This window comes from Rathayibacter sp. Leaf248, from assembly GCF_920939495.1.
In the GTDB taxonomy this organism is placed as follows: domain Bacteria; phylum Actinomycetota; class Actinomycetes; order Actinomycetales; family Microbacteriaceae; genus Rathayibacter; species Rathayibacter caricis.
On sequence record NZ_CAKLAV010000001.1, the window covers coordinates 2,317,541 to 2,337,772 of the forward strand.

The window sequence follows — 20,232 nt, forward strand, 5'->3', positions numbered from 1 at the left end:
ACGGGCACGACCCGCGCCTCCCGAACGGTAGGGGATCTCGATACGGCCGCTGCGCGACCTACTCGATCAAGGACGACCCTGCTGGTCGAGTAGCCCCGCAGGGGCGTATCGAGATTCGCGCCTCCCGGGCAGTGGGCCATCTCGATCGTCGCGTCGGCGCGCGTCCGGGAACGGCGGAAGCCCGCCGCACCGGGGTGCGACGGGCTCCCGTCAGCAGCGCTGATCCCGACCGGTCAGCCGCAGCTGCGGGCCGTGTACGGCGCCGCGGTCGTCGCGGTGACGGGCGAGCCGCCGACCGTCGCCGTCGCGGTGACCGTCGCCTCGCCCGCGGCGAGCTGCGTCGAGCGCACCGTGTAGGCGGCCGAGGCGTTCGCGCCCGGCTTCACTCCGGCGAACGTCTTCACGCCCTCCGAGGTGCGGATGGACACGTCCATCGGCACGGTGTCGCCGTTGCGGGCGACGACCGTCAGCACGACCTTGCCGGCGAGGCAGCGGCTCGAGGCCGTCGCCGTGACCTTCAGCGACGCCTGCACCGTGACGACGGCCTGCACCGGCATCCGCGACGCGTCCTGCGCGACTCCCGAGACCGTGAAGGTCCCGGCCGTGGCGTAGGCGGAGGGGGCGACCGCGTCCCACGCGACGTCGACGGCGCTCGTGGCACCGGCCGCCGTGGTGATCGTGGCGCGCGGCAGCACGGGCGCGGTGCCCGGGGCGGTCGTCGCCGTCAGCGGAGCGACCGAGGCGACCGCGAGGGTCGGGGCGAAGCCCTCGAGCACCTTCTGGTACTCGGCGCGGGTGACCGGGATCACCGTGCCGTGGCGGGGCTTCCCTCCGTCGGCGTTCTGCGGCAGGTTCGCGGCGAGCTTGGAGCCCAGCGGCTGCCAGGAGTTCCCGTCCGCGATCTCGTCGGTGCCGAACGGCACGTAGTGGTTCGGTCCCTGGTGGTAGTCGGGCTGGTCGATGAAGAGGAACCAGTCGAGTCCGTTCACGTCGCCCTCGTTGGCGGGGAAGACGTTCGGGCCCTCACCGCTGGTGAAGGTGCCGCCGGAGCCGTTGGGTAGGCCCGACGCGACGCGCTCCTTGATCAGGGTCCACTCGTCGGCGGGGCCGGCCGTGCCGGGCAGCGCGCCCGAGACGGTGGCCAGCAGGTCGGTGCTCTTCTCCTCGCGCAGCGTCATCGACGCCTCGTCCTTGGTGAAGCGGTAGTAGACGCCGTCCTCCTCCGCGATCGTCGAGTCGATCGTGCCGCGGCCGGTGCCGCGCTGGACGTCGATCCACGGCTTCGCCTCCGAGAAGGTGACGAAGTCGTCGGTCGTCGCGTACATCATCCGGTTGTAGGTGACGGACGTGCGATCGGCGACGTTCGTGGTCGGGTAGATGTTCGAGGCCCAGAACACCACGTAGGTGTCGAGTGCGTCGTCCCAGTACGCCTCGGGCGCCCAGGTGTTGCCGACGAAGTCGGAGGACACCTTGACGTGCCGCTGCGCGGACCAGTTCACGAGGTCGGTCGACTCCCACACCTCGATGTGCTTCGAGCCCGACTTCTGCGACGTGTCGAAGCCGCCCGCGAGGCCGGCGATCTTGAGGTCGGTGGCGAGCATGAAGAACTTGTCGCCCTCCTTCGACCGGATGATGAACGGGTCACGCAGTCCCTGGGTGCCCAGGGTCGAGGAGAAGACGGGCTTGCCGCCGTTCAGGGTGTTCCACGAGAGCGCGTCGTTGCCCTTCGAGGCGGCGAGGCTGACCTGCTCGGCGCCGTCGCCCTCTCCGGTGAAGAACGCCCAGACGTAGGCCTCGGTGTCGTCGGTGCCCGTGGGCAGCGGCTGGACGCGGAGGGTGATGTCGCGGGTGCGGCTCACCGTTCCGCTGGTCGCCGTGGCGCGGACGACGACGTCGATCGCGGTGCCGCCGGCGGCGGGGCGCTCGACGTCGATGGTGCGGGTGCCGGCGGCGCTGCCGTCGCGGAGGGTCGCGCCGGTGGGGCTGACGACGCTCCAGACGAGGCCGGAGCCGAGCGCGCCCGTCGAGGGCACGGTGACGTTGGTGCGGATGTCGCCGACGTTCGGGATGGTGATCGAGGCGAGGTCGCGGTCCACCTTCTCGGTGTCGGAGAGCTGCGCCGCCACGGACACCGGGTAGGCGACGGAGCGGGTGGCGCCGCCGACCGCGTAGGTCGCGGTGAGCACCACGGAGGCGACGGGCGAGCCGGCGGCGGGGCGCGTGACGGTGGCGGTGCCTCCGCTGACCGCGATCGCGGAGCTGCTCGAGGTCCAGGTGATCGCGACGCCGCTGGCGGTGGCGGGCAGCGGGAAGCTCGCGGTGGCCTCGGTCGGGATCGTCACCGAGGCGACGGCGCGATCGAGAGCCTGCGAGGAGTACAGGGCGCTCACGGCGTCACCGGTGAGGGCGCTGCCGTAGACGGCGAAGTCGTCGATGTCGCCGTTCCAGCCCGCGTCGGGGTAGGTCGAGCGCGCGAGGTAGGCGACGAGGGAGGAGCCGAAGGACGAGACGTCGCGCGCGATCGTCGTCGTGGTGCCGATCTGAGTGCCGTTGACATAGACCTTCAGTGTGCCGTTCGTGCCGTCGATGACCGTCGTGTAGAGCGACAGGCCCGCGGGCGTGCGTGCTCCGAGCGTCTGCGTGTTCGTCGCTCCGGGGCCGACCTCGGTGCCCCAGGGGGCGCCCGCGTTGACGGAGTTGGTGACGACGGACTTGACGTAGCCGGCGGTGTTCGTGGGGTTCAGCAGCCAGTACCCGGAGGAGTGCTGGGCGCCGCTCGCGATCGGCGCGCCGACGAACGCCGCGGCGGTGTTGGCCGCGCCGGAGCGGGGCGAGAGCCACGTCGAGAAGGTGAGGTCCTTCTTGCCGGCGAGCGGCGCGGTGGGGATCTCGAGGTAGGGAGCGGCGGTCGCGGAGCCGCCGGGGAAGCTGATCGCGCCGTTGCGGACCTCCGCACCGGTGCGACGCAGCGTCGCGTCGTGGTCGTTGCCGCTCACGTCGTCGATCGTCGTGCCGGTGGGCGCGGTGTCGAACGTGTAGTGCAGGAGCGGAGTCTCCGTGGCTCCGAAAGCGGAGCTCGGTACCGTGGCGCCGAGCAGCGCCGTGGCGGCGACGGTGCCGATCGCCAGTGCGATCCTCACCGCCGAACGTGATCGAGTCATGCAGAAGGCCCTCTGTGGTCGGTGCGGCGTCGACGACCGACCCGCAGGGCTCCGCGGATTCGCGCGTCTTCGCACGGAATGTGAACGTGAACACTCTAAGTGAGACGGTTCACGGAAGGCCACCCCGGATGAGGGACGTGTTCGAGGCGCGGCCGACGCGGTCGAGTGGACCCGGATCGGGCTCTGCAGCACTTGTGGACCCCGTCCCGCGCCCACTCGGGCCACCCCGCCTCCGCGACCGGACTCGGAACGGGGCGCCGAGCGCCCTCACGACCCGGTTCGCGTCCAGTCGGCTCGGACCTCGGTCTCCGCGGGACGTCCGTGTCGCGGTCGTTCCGGATCGCGTCCGGATCCACGGCCTCGCACCTCAGCCGTGCGCCCCCGAGCCGACGTCGGGTGCGGTCAGCGGACGCTCGGCCAGCGCGATCGCCTGCTCCCGGCTGAGGCTGCCGGGGAAGTTCAGCTCGGTGAAGCGCCCCGTCGGATCGTCCCTCGACGTGGGCAGCACGACTCCGCTCCCGTGGAGGAACTCGAGGATCGCCTCCTGCGTCCGCCCTGTCGTCACGCGACCGAGGTCATCGCGGAGCTCGAGCAGCACGGTCTGCCCGGGCGCGTGCAGCTCGATCACCACCCGCTTCGACCGGCTGCTGCGGAAGAGTCGCTTCGCCGAGGTGAAGTCGGCGAACGGAGTGACCCGCGATCGGACCCGGACGGTGCGCGCGGCGAGATCGGCGTGCGGAGTGGGGTGCCTGACGGCCATGAGCACCGCCATCACGCCGAACAGGATCACGGAGAGGGCCACGAGGACGCCGAGCCTCAGGCCGAACGAGATACCGTCGATGAGCAACCCGGAGAAGTTCCACGCGGGGATCGCGAGCAGGAGCATCCCGATGAGGATGCTCTCGCTCGGCGTCTTCGCCCGCGTGAACCAGTTCCACTGCACGAGGGGAACCTCCCGTGACGACCGCGTGCCGCGCATCCGCCCGCCTCTCCTCCGCTCCGACCCACCCTACGGACCCGGATCCTGCTGGACACGTCGGTCTCGATACGCCGCTGCGCGGCTACTCGACCACCGGAAGGGAGCGGCACTCGCCCCCCTGCTGATCGAGTAGGCCTCGCAGAGGCCGTATCGAGATCCACCACCGCCGGACACGTCGGTCTCGAGACGCCGCTGCGCGGCTACTCGACCAGCGGAAGGGAGCGGCACCCGCGCTGCGCTCGTATTCGCCCAGCGAGACAGCTGCTGATCGAGTAGCCCTCGCAGAGGGCGTATCGAGATCCACCACCGCCCGGAGCCGAGCGCCTCGAGACGCCGCTCCCGCGGCTACTCGATCGGCGAGGCAGCAGGCGCCGCGCGGTAGCGCCGGTTCCGCACCGCGAGGATCGTGCCTCCGATGACCGCCGCGAGGAGCGAGCCCGCGAGCACGCCGACCTTCACGTGGTCGTCGGACTCGCTGCCGGCGCCGAACGAGAGCTCGCCCACGAGCAGCGACACCGTGAATCCGATGCCCGCGACGAACGCCATGCCGAGCATGTCGATCCAGCGCAGCGACGGATCGAGTGAGATCCCGCGGAAGCGGGTCAGCAGGAACGTGCTGCCGACGATGCCGATCGGCTTGCCGAGCACGAGGCCGGCGATGATGCCGAGCGCGATGGTGTCCTGGAACGACTCCGCCAGCCCCGCTACACCGCCGACCGTCACTCCGGCCGAGAAGAACGCGAACACGGGCACGGCGAACGAGGTCGACAGCACGCTCCAGCGGTCGGCGAAGTGCGCGGCGAGGCCGTCGTAGATCGGCTTCCCGGCCGCGTCGGTCCCGACCTGCACGCGGGCCCGCTTCGTCGCGACGACCGGCACCATGAAGCCCAGCAGCACTCCGGCGACCGTCGCGTGCACTCCCGACGCGTGCACGAGCGCCCACGTCGCGACTCCGAGCGGGATCAGCACCCACCACGCGCGCACGCCGCGCTGCACGCAGACGGCGAAGACGGCGAGCGGGATCAGCGCGAGGCCGAGCATCAGCGCGTCGATGCCCGCCGTGTAGAACACGGCGATGATCGTGATCGCGATGAGGTCGTCGACCACCGCGAGGGTCAGGAGGAACGTCCGCAGCGCCGGCGGGAGGAACCTGCCGACGACCGCGATCACCGCGACCGCGAACGCGATGTCGGTGGCGGCCGGGATCGCCCAGCCGTCGAGTGCCGCTCCTCCGCGCTGCAGGTTCACGGCGACGAAGATCAGGGCCGGAGTGACGACTCCGCCGACCGCCGCGACGATCGGCACGAGCGCGGTGCGGGGGTTCCGCAGCGAGCCGGCGACGAACTCCTCCTTGAGCTCCAGGCCGACGACGAAGAAGAAGATCGCGAGCAGGCCGTCGGCCGCCCACGAGCCGACGCTGAGGTTCAGGTGCAGCGCCTCGGGGCCGAACCGGAAGTCGCGCACCGCCTCGTAGAGCGAGGACGCGGGGCTGTTCGCGATGATCAGCGCGAGCAGCGTGGCGGTGAGGAGGAAGGCACCGCCGACGGTGTCCTTCTGCAGGGTCTGGCGGAGCCCCCGCCAGAGGGAGTGCGGTGCCTGGCCAGCGGGCAGGTCGTGGTGAGCCATCGGTCGTCCGTTCGGAGTGGTGGCGAGCGCGGGAGCGCGGCCGCTGTCTCCGGAGGAGGGGCGGTCGCGGTCTAGGCGCGCGGCGGCGGGCAGCCGGCGATCTCGCCATGCGCGTTCGTGCCCCACGAGCTCAGCCATCCGTTGGTCCCCGAGGCGCGCTTGGTCAGCAGCAGCCGGTTCGGGAACGCGGCCGCCGCACGGGCGCGGGCGCGGGACGGGGAGGACATCGGATCGACTCTACCGAGCACGACTGAGCGCCCGCCCCCTTCTGCAGGGGACGGGCGCTCGGACGTGCGGGGACTACTCCTCGACGACGATCGTGGTGATGACCGGGTTCCGGCGGTGACGGCGGGTCAGCCAGCGGCCGAGCGTGCGGGTGATCAGCTTCTCGAGCGCCTCGCGGTCGGTCGGCGATCCGGCGGCCTGCAGCACGGCGTCGTCGATCGCCTTGCTCGCGTTGGCCTGCCAGCCCGGCTCCTCCACGAAGCCGCGGGTGAAGAACTCGACGGGCTCGCCGAGCGTGCCGCGGTCGAGGTCGGCGATGGCGAGCACGGTGATCGCGCCCTCCTCGGCGAGCACGCGGCGGTCGATCATGGCGTCCTCGGTGGCGACGCCCATCGTGGTGCCGTCGACCAGGATGTGGTCGGCGTCGATGCGTCCGCTCATGCGGGCGCGGCCCTTGACGAGGTCGATCGAGACGCCGTCCTCGATGACGAAGACGTTCTTCTCATCGATGCCGGTGCGCGTCGCGATCGCGGCGTTCGCCGTGAGGTGGCGCCACTCGCCGTGCACGGGCAGCACGTGCGTCGGGCGGAGGATGTTGTAGCAGTAGGCGAGCTCGCCGGCGCTCGCGTGGCCCGAGACGTGCACCTTGGCGTTGCCCTTGTGCACGACGGTCGCGCCCCAGCGCGTGAACGCGTTGATGATGCGGTAGATCGCGTTCTCGTTGCCGGGGATCAGCGAGCTGGCCAGCAGCACGGTGTCGCCGGGTCCGATGTCGATGATGTGGTCCTTGTTGGCCATGCGCGAGAGTGCGGCCATGGGCTCGCCCTGCGAACCGGTGCAGATCATCACGATCTCGGTCGCGGGCAGCTTCTCGAGGACCTTCATGTCGACGACGAGGCCGGCCGGGATCTTGAGGTAGCCGAGCTCGGCGGCGATGCCCATGTTGCGGACCATCGAGCGGCCGACGAACCCGACCTTGCGGCCGTGGCGGTGCGCGGCGTCCAGGACCTGCTGGATGCGGTGCACGTGGCTCGCGAAGCTCGACACGACGATGCGGCGCGGGGCGGTGCGGAACACCTGGTCGATCGCGGGGGCGAGATCGCCCTCCGAGATCGCGAAGCCGGGGACGTCGGCGTTGGTGGAGTCGACGAGGAAGAGGTCGACGCCCTCGTCGCCCAGGCGCGCGAAGCCGGGGAGGTCGGTGGTGCGGCCGTCGAGCGGGAACTGGTCCATCTTGAAGTCGCCCGTGTGCAGCACGAGGCCGGCCTCGGTGCGGATCGCGACGGCGAGGCCGTCCGGGATCGAGTGGTTCACGGCGAGGAACTCGAGGTCGAACACGCCGGCGTCGACGCGGTCGCCCTCCTTCACCGGGCGGGTGCGCGGGGTGATCCGGTGCTCCTGCAGCTTCGCCGAGATGAGCGCGAGCGTGAAGGTCGACGCGATGATCGGGATGTCGGCCCGCTCCTTGAGCAGGTACGGCACGCCGCCGATGTGGTCCTCGTGGCCGTGGGTGAGCACGATGGCCTCGATGTCCTTCAGGCGCGAGCGGATCGCGGCGAAGTCGGGGAGGATCACGTCGATGCCGGGCTGGTTCTCCTCGGGGAAGAGGACGCCGCAGTCGACGATGAGCAGCTTGCCCTTGTGCTCGAAGACGGTCATGTTGCGGCCGATCTCGCCGAGACCACCCAGAGGGGTGATGCGCAGACCGCCCTTCTCGAGCGGCTTCGGAGCCGCCAGTTCGAGGTGGTGGCGGGCGGGCTTGGCTGTGCGGGCGTTTCGCATGGGTGCTTTCCGATAGGAGGGGCCGGCGTCGTGCCGGGATGTGCGTGGCATGGGGGCGCACCGGGCCGGCCGGTGCTGCTGCGACCAGCGCTCCGGCTCTGCGGAACGGTGTCGCCTCGGCCGCGTGGGCAACCGAGGACCTCCGCGATGGCGGAAGAGGAGACGGCGGCGCGGGCGTGGCGCGCGCCGGGGTCCGGATCAGACTACCGCTGCCCTCCGCGGGTCCGCTCGGCGCGTGCCGACGCGTGGCGGGCGGGGTGCGCGGCCGAACGCCTGCAGAAGTAAGGCTGAGAGCGCCGAACGAGCCTCTTCTCTCGGAATCGGGGCGCTCAGCCTTGGTTCCGAGGGTCTCTCCGTTCGCAACCGAGGAGCGGAGGGGCGCTGGGCCCCCGGACGAGGCCCGCAGCCGCTCCCGACCTCGGTTCCGTACGCCTCAGCCGAGCCGCTTCGCGAAGCAGAGGCTCTCGGGCTCGTCGCCCCAGTAGCCGAAGCCCGGGATCGGCTCGTAGCCCGAGCTCTCGTAGAGGGCCACGGCCTCGGGCTGCTGCGTGCCCGTCACCAGGCGCAGCAGCTCGACTCCGTGACGCGCCGCGAGCTCCTCGACCCCCGCGAGCAGGAGCCGGCTGAAGCCGCGCCCCCGCACCTGCTCGTTCACGTACATCCGCTTGATCTCGCCGACCTCGCCCTCCGCGGCGAGCGCCACGCAGCCCACGACCTCGCCGTCCACGCGGAGGAGGAGCGTCGGGGTCTCGGGTCCCGGCCGCGGCCCGGGGTCGTCGCCGCCGTAGCGCCGCATGATCTCGGCCTCCTGCAGGACGAACAGCGTCAGCGCCACGGTGTCGGCGGCCGTGGTCTCGGTCAGGCGGGGCTCCTCGGGCACCCTCCGATGGTACGGGCGGGGCACTCCGTCGAGGCGTCGCGTTCCCGTCGAGACGTCCAGGAACAACGGGACGTCTCGACGGCAGCGGGACGCCTCGCCCGCACCGCCCGGTGGCACACTTCGGAGGGTGACCGACGAGGACGAGCTCCGCGAGCTGCAGCGCCGCGCCTACGGGCGGCGGCCCGACCTCGAGCCGCGGGAGCTCGCCCGGCTGCGGACCCTCGAGTCGGGCGGCCCGCTCCTCGCCGAGGAGCCGGACTCCGCACCGCGCCCTCGGATCAGCCGCCCGCTCGCCCTGCTCTGGGCGGCGTCGCTGGTCGTCGCCGGGGCGGCCGGCGCCGGCGCGACCCTCTGGGCGACGACCGCCCTCGACCGCGAGGTCGCGTCCCTGCCGCTGACCCCCGCCGAGGACCTGCCGCGCTTCGGCGGCGCCGAGAGCACCCTCGCGTCCGAGCCGTTCCACGGCCTCCGCCTGGTGAAGCGGCCCAGCGGCGACGACGGCGGCGCGTGCCTGTCGGTGGTGCTCGCCGCGTCCGGCGAGAGCGTGATCGTGTCGAGCGGATGCAGCGCCCGCTCGTTCCCCGCGACCGCGCAGCTCACCGTCTCGTCGTCGCTTCCCGCCGAGCTGCGGGAGGAGTTCGGCGAGGGGAGCGGCCTCCGGTTCGTCCTCCAGGGCGAGACGGTGCACGTGCGCGCCGACCGCTGACGTCAACCCCGGGGCGTCGTCCAGGTCGTCTCTGATCGGATGGAGGGGACCGCCACCTGGAAAGGACACCTGATCCATGACCGACGTCTCCTCCCAGCCGCCCGCCGAGGGCGATGACCGGAAGATCCTGACCAACCGTCAGGGACACCCCGTCTACGACAACCAGAACCAGCGCACGGTCGGGGCCCGCGGGCCGGCCACGCTCGAGAACTACCAGTTCCTCGAGAAGATCAGCCACTTCGATCGCGAGCGGATCCCCGAGCGGGTTGTGCACGCCCGTGGCGCCGTCGCCTTCGGCTACTTCGAGGCGACCGGCACCTGGGGCGACGAGCCGATCTCGCGGTACACCCGCGCGAAGCTGTTCCAGGAGGCGGGGAAGCGCACCGATGTCGCGATCCGCTTCTCGACCGTGATCGGCGGCCGCGACTCCTCCGAGGCCGCGCGCGACCCCCGCGGCTTCGCGGTGAAGTTCTACACCGAGGACGGCAACTGGGACCTCGTGGGCAACAACCTCGGCGTCTTCTTCATCCGCGACGCCATCAAGTTCCCCGACGTGATCCACTCGCTCAAGCCCGACCCGGTCACGTTCCGGCAGGAGCCCGCACGCATCTTCGACTTCATGTCGCAGACGCCGGAGTCGATGCACATGCTGGTCAACCTGTTCAGCCCCCGCGGCATCCCGGCCGACTACCGCCACCAGCAGGGCTTCGGAGTGAACACCTACAAGTGGGTGAATCAGGCCGGCGACACGAAGCTGGTCAAGTACCACTGGATCCCCTCCGTGGGCGTCAGCAGCATGACCGAGGCCGACGCCGCCGTCGTGCAGGGCGGCGACCTCGGCCACGCGTCGAAGGACCTCTACGAGGCCATCGAGCGCGGCGAGCACCCCGAGTGGGAGCTGCGCGTGCAGCTGATGGACGACCACGACCACCCCGAGCTCGACTTCGATCCGCTCGACGACACGAAGGTCTGGCCCGAGAACGAGTTTCCGCCGAAGACGGTCGGGCGCATGGTCCTGAACCGCAACGTCACGAACCACTTCGCCGAGAACGAGCAGCTCTCGTTCGGCACCGGCGTGCTGGTCGACGGGCTCGACTTCTCGGACGACAAGATGCTGGTCGGCCGCACCTTCTCCTACTCCGACACCCAGCGGTACCGCGTCGGCCCGAACTACCTGCAGCTGCCGGTGAACGCGCCGAAGAACGTGCACGTCGCGACCAACCAGCGCGACGGGCAGATGGCGTTCCACCAGGACCACGGCGGCGAGAACCCGCACGTGAACTACGAGCCCTCCATCACCGGCGGGCTGCGCGAGGCGCAGTACCCGACCCACGACGACCAGGGCCCCGAGATCACCGGTCGCCTCACGCGCAAGCGGATCCCGCGCACGAACGACTACACGCAGGCCGGCCAGCGCTACCTGCTGATGGAGGAGTGGGAGCGCGACGATCTGGTCGCGAACTTCGTCGACCTGATCTCGCAGGCCGCGCGCCCCGTGCAGGAGCGGATGCTGTGGCACTTCTACCTCGTGGAGGACGACCTCGGCCGCCGGGTCGGCGAGGGCCTCGGCATCACCCTCGACGAGGTGAAGGATCTGCCTCCGCTGCAGTCGCAGACCCTGTCCGAGGACGAGCTCGCACGCCTCGCGAACCTCGGCCGCAACGGGTCGCGGGACGTCGAGGGCCTCGTCATGACGCACACCGTTCCGAACGCGCGGGCGAACATGGTCGAGAAGCACGTGCAGGAGGAGCAGGCGTAGCTCCTGCGGGCCGGGGGGAGCGATCCCTCCGGCCCTTCTCTTTGCGAGGATGAGCGGATGTCCTCCCGCCGCCCCGATGCCACCGCCGTCGAGCTGATCGGCGGCGTCGAGCCGCTCGAGGTCGCGCTGCACGAGTACGACGAGAGCTGGCCCGCGCACTTCGAGGAGCACCGGCGCCGGATCCTCGAAGCGCTGCCGGGCGTCGGGGTCGAGCACATCGGATCGACGTCCGTCCCCGGACTCGCGGCCAAGCCGATCATCGACATCGTCGTGATCGTCGACGACATCACGGCCGAGGAGGAGTACCTCGACGCGCTCCTGGCCGCCGGGTACCTGCTGCGCGTGCGGGAGCCGGGCCACCGCCTCGTACGGACCCCCGCGCGGGACGTGCACGTGCACGTCTACGAGCGGGGCGCCGCCGCGATCGACGCGTACCTCCTGCTGCGCGACCGCCTCCGCTCGGACCCCGCCGACCGGGCGCTCTACGAGGGCGTCAAGCGCGACCTGCTGCGGAGCCGCTGGAACGACATGAACGCGTACTCGGACGCGAAGACCGACGTGATCCTCGCGATCCGGGACCGGGCGGCCCGCTGAGCCGTCGGCCTCAGTGGCGCTGGACCGCAGCCACTCCTCGAGGACGTCCGACGGAACGCGGTCGCTCGGACTCCCGAGGAGGCGGCCTCCCGCGCCGCACCGGCCTTGAACGAGGAGGCGGAGCGCAGCTGCCCGTGAGCCGGTCGCGCCTCAGCCCGAGACCGACCTCCGATGCACCCCGGGCCGCGCGGCAGACCCGAGAGGTCCGGCCGCGCGGCCCCGGGCTCTACCGGAGCGTGCGCTTCACCGTGTTGTCGGCCGGGGTCGGGTCGGATGCGGCGGTCGAGACCTTCGCGTCGAACGTGGTCGACTTCGGTCGGCTCGAGAAGGTCACCGGGTACGCGATGCTCGCGCCGGTGCCGACGCTCCGAGCGGTCCAGGTGAGCACCGTGGTGCCCGCCACGGATCCCCGGGTCTGCACCGCACCCGGGGCGCTGGCCACCTGACCCGAGACGACCACTCGGGTGGTGGTGGTCGCCGCGTCGCGGGTGCCGACGTTCTTCACCGTGACGATCGCCGACAGCGGGGCGCTCGCGGCGAGGCCGGGAGCGGGCGCGACGGCGATCCTCAGGTCGGCGCGGGTGAAGAGTTTCATCCGCAGCGACTGCTTCGCCGACGGTGCAGCCAGCCACTGCGAGTTCCCGGTCTGCGTCGCCGTGACGACGCAGTTCGAGAGCCCGGTGAGCCTGACGGTCGCGGTGCCCGGGCCCGTGGCGCTCAGCACGCAGCCGCCCTTCGCGGACAGGGCGACCGGCAGGCCGGAGGTGGCGGTCGCAGCGACCGGGTACGCGACGCCGCGCTCGGGCGAGGTCGGCATCTTCGTCGTGAACGCGATCTTCTGGGCCTTCCTCACGATCGGGGCCGGCGCGGTGACCGTGATCGACTGGGTCACGCGAAGGGCCGCCTCGTGGGTCGCGTCCCCGGCCTGGTCGGCGATGAGCTCGCAGGTACCGGCCTTCGCGAAGCTCACGGCGCCGGCCGTGATCGAGCACACCTCGGGCGTCGTCGTGCCCAAGACCACGGGGGCGCTGGACCCGCCCGCGCTGATCGTCGGCGTGTAGCCGGCGCCGCCCGCGACCGCGGCGGGAGCGATCGACGTGAACGCGAGGGACTGCGCGACCCGTCCGATCTCGAACGTCCGCACCGCCTGCGGAGCCCCGCCGTGGCGAGCATCCCCCGCCTGATCCAGCGTCAGCGTGCAGGTCCCCGCAGAGTCGTAGGACACGACTCCCGCGGCCACCGAGCAGGCGCCCGAAGCCGCCAGCACGGGATCCGCGCTCGACGGGCCGCGGACGATCACGGGAGTCGATGAGCCGCCGATGCGTGCACCGACCGGAGCGTCACCGCCGAACGCGACCGTTCCGGCGGCGAGGTCGACCGCGATCGACTGCGACACCTGGGCCGCTGCCTCGTGCCGGTCGTCGCCCGCCTGGTCGGCGGTGATCGTGCAGGTGCCGCTCCCGACGAAGGTCACGACTCCGTCCTCGATCGAGCAGGACCCGGTCGCCGCGACGATGACCGGGCGACCCGACGGTCCGCCCGTCGCGGTCGGCGTGTAGGTGCCTCCGGGGACCGCCGCGGCCGGAGCCGTGGAGGTGAACACCGCCGTCTGCGCGATCTTCGCGATCGCGAAGGTGCGCACGACCTGGGGAGCCGCGCCGTGGCGCGCATCCTCCGCCTGGTCGAGCGTCAGCGTGCACGTTCCGGCGGAGTCGTACGAGACGACGCCCGACGCGACCGAGCAGGCCCCCGACGCCGTCAGCACCGGATCGGCGCTCGACGGGCCGCGGATGATCGCCGGAGTCGAGGATCCGCCGACCCGTGCGCCCATCGGAGCATCGACGTCGAACGCGACGGTGCCTGGGAGGAGCGCGACCGCGACGGTCTGCGACATCTGCGGCGCCGACTGGAAGCGGTCGTCGCCCGCCTGGTCGGCGGTGATCGTGCAGGTGCCGCTGCCGCTGAAGGTCACGACCCCGTCCTCGATCGCGCACGCGCCGGCGGCGCCGATCACGACGGGCTGCTCGGAGGCCCCGCCCGTCGCGCTCGGAGTGTGGTCGTCTCCCGGGATCGCCGTGGCCGGGGCGCGCGTCGTGAACGCCACCGTCTGCGCGGTCTTCGTGATCTCGAACGTCTGATCGGCGCGCGCGGACCCGTAGGTGTCGTCACGGCTCTGGCGCGCGGTCAGCGTGCAGGTGCCGGCGGAGTCGTACGAGACCACGCCGCCCTCGCCCAGCGAGCAGGCGCCCGAGGCGAACAGCACCGCACGGCCCGCAGCCGGACCGGCGACGATCACCGGAGTGGAGGAACCGCCCACCTTCGCGTCGGTCGGAGCCGCACTGCCGAACGACACGGAGCCGGGCGCGTAGCCCACCTCGATCTCCTGGTTGTCCGGGCGGGAGCTCTCGTACTGCGCGTCGCCGTTCTGGTACGCCGAGACGAGGCAGACGCCCTTCGTCGTGAACGTGACGACCCCGTCCTTCACCGAGCACAGCACGCCGGTGAGGATCCGCGGCGCCTCACTGGATCCGCCTCCGGCGAGCGTCGGCGTGTAGGTCCCGCCCACCACCGGCGAGGCCGGGGGCGTGCTGGTGATGCGGACGGTCTGCTCGGCCTTGAGGACCCAGTAGCTCCTCTCCGCCCGGCGCGCCGGCCAGTCGCCGTCGCCCGGCTGGTCGAGCGACATCCGGCAGGTCCCGGTGCTGTCGTTCTGCACGGTCCTCCCGTCGGCCCGGACGGAGCACGCACCGCTCGCCGACAGCACAGGCTCGCCCGTCGACGGGCCCGCGACGATCACGGGCGTGTAGGTCCCGAACACGCGACCGGTCACCGGGGCCTCTCCCCCGAAAGCGAGGTCGCCCTCCGGAATGCCCACCGTGATGGTCTGCCTGATCTGCGGAGCATCGGCGTACCGGGCGTCTCCGCTCTGATCGATCGTGAGCGTGCAGGAGCCCTCTCCGGAGAAGGACACGACCGAGCCCTCGACGGTGCAGTCGCCGCCCCGCACGATCGAGACGACCACCGGAGCAGTGGATCCGCCTCCGGTCGCCTCGACCCTGTACGTGTCGCCGTCGAAAGCGCGGGCAGGAGGCGTCGAGTCGACGGTGATCGCCTGGGGGAGGCGGGTGGCGGTGATCGTGCGCTGCTCCTCCGGAGCGGCCTCGTGGTCGGCGTCGCCCGCCTGGTTGAAGGCGAGACCGCACCGACCCGCGTCCGTCAGCACCACGATCCGCCGACCCTGCTCATCGGTCGAGAGGGTGCAGCCGCTGGCCGAGACGCTGACCGGCAGGCCCGAGTCGGCGGTGGCGGAGACGACGTGGCGCGTGTCGAGCGCCGCGGTCGCCGGCAGCGTCGAGGTGACCGTGATCGACTGCCGGCCCTTGGTCACCGTGAGGTCGTACGACTTCTGAGCGGCCGGGAGCGTGTTCGCGTCGCCGGGCTGGTCGGCCGTGATCGTGCACACGCCGCGGACGACCGTGAAGGTCACGATCCCCTCGGAGATCGTGCACGCGCCGGACGCGCCGTAGACCGCGGACAGCCCCGAACTGGTGATGGAGCGCGGAGAGTACGTGCTGCCGGCCCGCGGATCGACGTCCGCCGGGGCGAAGTAGTCGATGGTCTGAGCCCGCTTGCTCACCTCGAACGATCCGGAAGCGGTGGGCGCAGGCAGGTACCGCTCGTCGCCGGGCTGCTGGAACTGCAGCTCGCAGGTTCCGGCGCCGACCGTGCGCACGAAGGCCTCGTCTCTGACGGCGCACACCAGCGGAGTCGTCGTGGTCACCGCGACGGGGAGCCCGCTGGTCGAGCTCGGGTAGGTCAGGACGTCCTCGTAGTACCCGACGGGTACCGCGACCTGCGGCAGCCGGAACGAGATGCTCTGCCTGATGGGGAGGACCTCGAACTCCTGCACGTTGCTCCAGGTGAAGTCGTACCTCTCGTCGCCGTAGATGGCGGCGACCCTGCAGAGCCCCGGGCCGACGAGGCGGATGTCCCGCGTCACGGAACCGGTCGCGTCCCTCTGCGCGGTGCCCACGGGTTCGCAGATGTCGTAGTCGAAGGTGTCGATGTCGACCAGCACGCCGGCCGAGGATCGCGCACGGGCCGTCACGGTCTCCTCACCCAGGGTGTTGCTCGCGAGGGCGTCGAGCTCGATCGACAGCGGAAGGAAGGCGATCTCGAAGGAGCGCTCGACGGGCGTCGCGGGGAGGAACCGCTCATTGCCGGGCTGCAGCGCCACGATCACGCACGCGCCGCCCCCGACCGGAGTGATCCTGTTCTCGGGCGTCACCGTGCAGGACTCGGGCGTGTTGCTGAGATAGCTGACGGGCAGACCGGACGACGAGGTCGCGGTGGGATCGACGGCGGGGCCGTCGATGCGCAGCTCCGGCAGCTCCGAGAACGTGATGGTCTGCTCCACCGGGATGATCGGCACGGGCGGGCGCACGATGGTCTGCGTCTGCTTGGCCGAGGCGTTCGACCGGGTGCGGAAAGTGCCGGTGGCCGTGTCGGTCTCGCGGCCCGAGAACGTGCCGTAGAAGATCGCGTCGCCCGCCCGGGAAGTGAGGGCTCCATCCGCCCCGGTGATCTGGATCTCGGCCGTGCCCCTGCCGGGCAGGGCGGGGTCGATCGTGACGAGCTTGTTCGGAACGATCATGGTCGAGACTCCGTTGTCCACGACCTGGTACGCGACGCCGGCGCGTCCGGACCCGAGAGGGATCCTCGCCGGGTCGGCGGTCTCGACGGTCACGGTGAACCGGAGGTCGTCCCCGACGGCGCTGGGGTTGGTGGCCGAGACCACCGAGACCGTCGTGGGGTACTCGTCGGGGATGGAGCGGATGACCACGTTCGCGCGATCCCTGCCTCCGCCCTGGGTGAGGACGGCCTCCGTCGTGCCGGCTCCCGCGTGCCCGCTGCCGCCGCCGCCCGAGCCCTGGTAGTAGATGAGCCACGGCGCGTAGTACCGCCCGCTTCCGCCGCCACCGCCGTACCAGCCGCCGCCGCCGCCGGTTCCGCCGATCGCCGAGGCGCCGGGGAACGGCTTCGCGTCGCCGCCGCCGCCACCGCCGCCGAAGGTGCCGCCGCTCGCGTTCCCGCCGCCGTAGCCTCCCGCCTTCTGGCTGCCGCCGCCGCCCTTGCCGCCGTAGACGCTGGAGTTGACCTCCTGACCGCCGTCCTGGCCGTTCTCGCCTCCGCCGACTCCCATGAAGTAGGCGTCGCCGCCCGCGCCGCCGGCGACGAGGACGCGATCGCTCAGCCCGAAATCGCCGGTCCTGACGTCGGTCGCACCGTTGCCACCGTCACCGCAGGGATTCAGGGTGCAGCCGAACCCGTCGGTTCCTCCCGTGCCGCCTCCGTTCCAGCCGCCGAGGGCCCGCTTGCCGATCGACACGCCGTTGGGACGGGCGTCCTCGCCCACCCCGCCGACGTTGACCTGAAGCACCTGCCCGGGGGTGACCCAGAGCTTCGCGGTCGTCAGTCCGCCGTTGCGCCCGGCGTCGACGCGCACCTTCAGGGAGTGCGTGTTCGGCGGCACCGTGAAGGTGTCGGGGGCCCCGCCGATGCCGTCGGCGCTGCGGTTCACGTACCGGCACTCCACGGCGTCGGGGCCGGCCGCGATGGCCGTATTGACGACTCCCGCCTCACCGCATGCCGAGGAGGCCGCAGCCGAGGCCGCGGGCGCCGCCGTCGGCATCGCGACGAGGCCGGCGGCGACCACGACGGCCGCCAGGGCGGTGGCGAGTCGGGAGCGGAGGGAGGAGCGGACGGGGGGCGCGGATCCGGGCACGACGATCTCTCTGAGGAGGCGCGTGAGCGCCCGGGGGCGGCGCTCGGACGCGAGGGGACGAGTGGCTCCCCACTATCCCCGTGTTCGGGGCGGATTCTCAGGCTCCGGTACCCCCCGAGGAGGGCGACAGATTCGACGCGCGCATCCCGACCTCGCCGGACGGGTCGACCCGGCGCGGGCTGCCGGGGGACGCCTCGTCGAGGACGCCTGCGAGCCGGCCCCTCAGTGGGGCGACCCGAGCGACTCCGCCGGGAGCAGGGCGGTCTCGGCGGTGCAGCCGAGCTCGCCCGGCTGCAGCCGGACCGGCGCGACGACGACGCGGGTGACCACTCCGTCCTCGCGCTTGACGAGCACGCAGTCCTCGGCGCGGCCCATCGCCACTCCGACATCGCTCCCCCGCACGACCGCCGTCGGCGGCGCCGCGACCTCCCGCACCCCCGTCGGGGCGGCCAGCCGCTCGGTGATCGCGGCGGCGACGGCGTCCGCCGGACCCGGATCCTCGGGCAGCCCGGCGAGCACCTCCGTCGCCGCCTCCTCGGCGTTCGGAGCGGGCACGACGATCTCGCGGGTGTCCGGCGGCGGAGCGACGCCCGGGGTCGACGCGTCGCACTCGACGTCCTCCACCCCGGTCGTCGTGCCGAGGACCGTCTCGCCGTCGTCGCTGTGGCGGCCGTAGAAGCCGTACTCGATGCGGAAGCAGTAGGCCTCTCCGTCAGCGCCGGTGACGCGCGTCGTGAGCGCGCCGAAGGGGTCGATCAGCTCGGGGGCCTCGAGGGACTCGATCGCGATCAGGTCGGCGCCGGCCGCGACGGCCTCGCGCGCGACCTCGTCGATGTCGTCGGGGCGGTCGGTGCCGATGCCGTCGGCGAGCGCGGCCGCCGACTCCCGAGCGGCCGTCTCGGCGGACTCGGCGGAGGCTTCGGGCGAGCCGTCCAGGCTCACGGCGCAGCCGGCGAGCAGGGCGACGGCAGCGAGGAGCGGGAGGGCGCGGAACCCGCGCGTCACGATCGCCCTTCCCTGGAGGGACTGCACCGGCAAGTCCGGTCGAGGGCTTCCTCGGACGCCGAGGCGATCGACGGCGTCACCGGAGGAGCCGACCGACGACACGCGTGTCGGGTCGGGCGGGCCCGTGCCGGGGCACCTCGTTGAGCGTGTCCCCTCCCCCGATGCGGTTGCTGCGCTCCGTCAGCGCGACGTGAGCGAGGTGCTCGTCCGCCGTCCAGCAGAACAGCCGTCCTTTGTGGTCCTTGTTCCGAGAGAGGATCCCGGCGGCGGACAGCTGGGCCAGGGCTCCGTGCGCGGCGACGGTCGAGACGCCGTGATTCCGGGCGGCGGTCTCCGCCGTCAGAACCGGATCGATCGCGAGTCGGTCCAGTATCCGGAGCACGACAGCGTCCTTCCGCGGGCGGGCGGGCGAAAGACCGGCCTCAGCGCGCTGGGGTCGATGTGTGGTCAAGGTTAGTGCCTCTAACCTTTACGCTCAGCGTCCGCGCTCGACGTTGTCGCGCCTCCCCGATCGGGTCAGCAGAGCCTCGAGCGGACCCTTCGCCACGTCATCGGTCCCACATCGGAGGCTCATAGACCCGATCGTCAGAGTCGGACGCGCAGCCGACGTCCGAGGAGGACCCCATGACCCGCATCCCCGAGCCCGACCTCACCCCGCAGGGGCCCGCCTACCAGGGGCGGCGTCTCGACCGGCCGCACGAGGAGGTCGTCGACCAGGGGCTGCTCTTCGACGTCGGCACGCTGTTCAGCCGTCGGCGGGTGCTGTCGCTGATCGGAGTAGGCGCGGCGACGGTGGGGCTCGCGGCGTGCACGACCGTCGCGAGCGGCAGCACGGGCACGTCGTCCGCGAGCGGATCCTCCGGCACCGCGTCCTCCGGCACCGCCTCGACAGCGACCGGCGAGATCCCCGACGAGACCGCCGGCCCCTACCCCGGCGACGGATCCAACGGCGTCGACGTGCTCGAGAACGCCGGAGTCGTCCGCAGCGACATCCGCTCGAGCATCGACGGCGGAGCGACCGCCGCGGGCGTGCCGATGGCGCTGACCCTCACGATCCTCGACACCGCGAACGGCGACGTGCCGTTCGCCGGTGCGGCCGTCTACGTCTGGCACTGCGACGCGGGCGGGAACTACTCGATGTACTCCTCCGGGGTCGAGGACGAGACCTACCTGCGCGGGGTCCAGGTCGCCGACGCGAACGGAGCGGTGACGTTCACCTCGGTCTTCCCCGCCTGCTACTCCGGCCGCTGGCCGCACATCCACTTCGAGGTCTACCCCGACGCCGCCTCGATCACCGACGCGGCGAACGCGATCGCAACCTCGCAGGTCGCCCTCCCCGAGGACGCCTGCGCCGCCGTCTACGCGCTCGACGAGTACAGCGGATCGACGCAGAACCTCGCGCAGGTCTCGCTCGCCGACGACAACGTCTTCGGCGACGACGGAGGCGTGCTGCAGCTCGGCACGACGACCGGGGACGTCGCGACGGGCTACTCCGTGGCGCTCACCGCCCGCGTCGACACGACGACCACGCCGACCGCGGGAGCGGCTCCCGGCGGCGGTGCGGGCGCCCCGCCCAGCCGCTGAGGGCGGGAGCTCCCACCTGAGGCGTACGGAACCGAGGGTGAGGAGCCCCGTAGGGCCGCATCGCGCTGCCGATCGGTGTTCGGTCCTCGGTTGCGGACACGGACCGGTCGCCGACCGGCCGCGGGAGCGGAATTCCGGCCCTGTCG

Annotated in this window: 13 protein-coding genes; 4 read left to right on the forward strand and 9 right to left on the reverse strand. The window is 72.0% G+C overall.

All coding sequences use genetic code 11. The features are described from left to right. Window positions 1-233: 233 nt before the first annotated feature. The 6 genes from LRG51_RS11100 to LRG51_RS11125 all read right to left on the reverse strand — a co-directional run bounded on the left by LRG51_RS11100 (window position 234) and on the right by LRG51_RS11125 (window position 8,653). Entirely contained in the window at window positions 234-3,140 is a 2,907-nt protein-coding gene (locus LRG51_RS11100) for a LamG-like jellyroll fold domain-containing protein (protein WP_230672774.1), read from the reverse strand. A 388-nt stretch (window positions 3,141-3,528) separates the two neighbouring features. Then, a complete protein-coding gene (locus LRG51_RS11105) occupies window positions 3,529-4,104 on the reverse strand; it encodes a hypothetical protein (protein ID WP_230672775.1) in 576 nt (191 codons plus the stop codon). A gap of 381 nt (window positions 4,105-4,485) precedes the next feature. Next, window positions 4,486-5,766 (reverse strand): Na+/H+ antiporter NhaA, encoded by a 1,281-nt coding sequence (nhaA, locus tag LRG51_RS11110; protein ID WP_230672776.1) that lies wholly within the window; start codon window positions 5,764-5,766, stop codon window positions 4,486-4,488. Between the two features lie 71 nt (window positions 5,767-5,837). Next, complete coding sequence (locus LRG51_RS11115) at window positions 5,838-5,993, reverse strand: hypothetical protein (protein WP_170116319.1); 156 nt, start codon at window positions 5,991-5,993, stop codon at window positions 5,838-5,840. A 73-nt stretch (window positions 5,994-6,066) separates the two neighbouring features. Then, window positions 6,067-7,773, reverse strand: a complete 1,707-nt coding sequence (locus tag LRG51_RS11120; protein WP_230672777.1) for a ribonuclease J — start codon at window positions 7,771-7,773, stop codon at window positions 6,067-6,069. Window positions 7,774-8,206: 433 nt separating this feature from the next. Further along, on the reverse strand, window positions 8,207-8,653 hold the full coding sequence (locus LRG51_RS11125) for a GNAT family N-acetyltransferase (protein ID WP_230672778.1): 447 nt from the start codon (window positions 8,651-8,653) through the stop codon (window positions 8,207-8,209). A gap of 127 nt (window positions 8,654-8,780) precedes the next feature. On the opposite strand from LRG51_RS11125, the gene LRG51_RS11130 reads away from it, so the two are divergent. The 3 genes from LRG51_RS11130 to LRG51_RS11140 all read left to right on the forward strand — a co-directional run bounded on the left by LRG51_RS11130 (window position 8,781) and on the right by LRG51_RS11140 (window position 11,712). Next, window positions 8,781-9,359 (forward strand): hypothetical protein, encoded by a 579-nt coding sequence (locus LRG51_RS11130; RefSeq protein ID WP_230672779.1) that lies wholly within the window; start codon window positions 8,781-8,783, stop codon window positions 9,357-9,359. A 76-nt stretch (window positions 9,360-9,435) separates the two neighbouring features. Then, window positions 9,436-11,118, forward strand: a complete 1,683-nt coding sequence (locus LRG51_RS11135) for a catalase (protein WP_230672780.1) — start codon at window positions 9,436-9,438, stop codon at window positions 11,116-11,118. A gap of 57 nt (window positions 11,119-11,175) precedes the next feature. Next, a complete protein-coding gene (locus LRG51_RS11140; protein WP_230672781.1) occupies window positions 11,176-11,712 on the forward strand; it encodes a GrpB family protein in 537 nt (178 codons plus the stop codon). A 226-nt stretch (window positions 11,713-11,938) separates the two neighbouring features. Here the strand turns inward: LRG51_RS11140 and LRG51_RS11145 are convergent, their stop codons facing one another. The 3 genes from LRG51_RS11145 to LRG51_RS11155 all read right to left on the reverse strand — a co-directional run bounded on the left by LRG51_RS11145 (window position 11,939) and on the right by LRG51_RS11155 (window position 18,884). After that, window positions 11,939-17,497 (reverse strand): glycine-rich protein, encoded by a 5,559-nt coding sequence (locus LRG51_RS11145; protein ID WP_268966583.1) that lies wholly within the window; start codon window positions 17,495-17,497, stop codon window positions 11,939-11,941. A 222-nt stretch (window positions 17,498-17,719) separates the two neighbouring features. Continuing rightward, on the reverse strand, window positions 17,720-18,529 hold the full coding sequence (locus LRG51_RS11150) for a hypothetical protein (RefSeq protein ID WP_230672782.1): 810 nt from the start codon (window positions 18,527-18,529) through the stop codon (window positions 17,720-17,722). A 49-nt stretch (window positions 18,530-18,578) separates the two neighbouring features. Beyond that, window positions 18,579-18,884 carry a hypothetical protein gene (locus LRG51_RS11155; RefSeq protein ID WP_230672783.1) on the reverse strand — a complete coding sequence of 102 codons (306 nt, stop codon included), beginning with the start codon at window positions 18,882-18,884 and terminating at the stop codon, window positions 18,579-18,581. A gap of 242 nt (window positions 18,885-19,126) precedes the next feature. Between LRG51_RS11155 and LRG51_RS11160 the strand changes: the two genes are divergently transcribed. Next, window positions 19,127-20,086, forward strand: a complete 960-nt coding sequence (locus tag LRG51_RS11160; protein WP_230672784.1) for an intradiol ring-cleavage dioxygenase — start codon at window positions 19,127-19,129, stop codon at window positions 20,084-20,086. Window positions 20,087-20,232 lie beyond the last annotated feature (146 nt).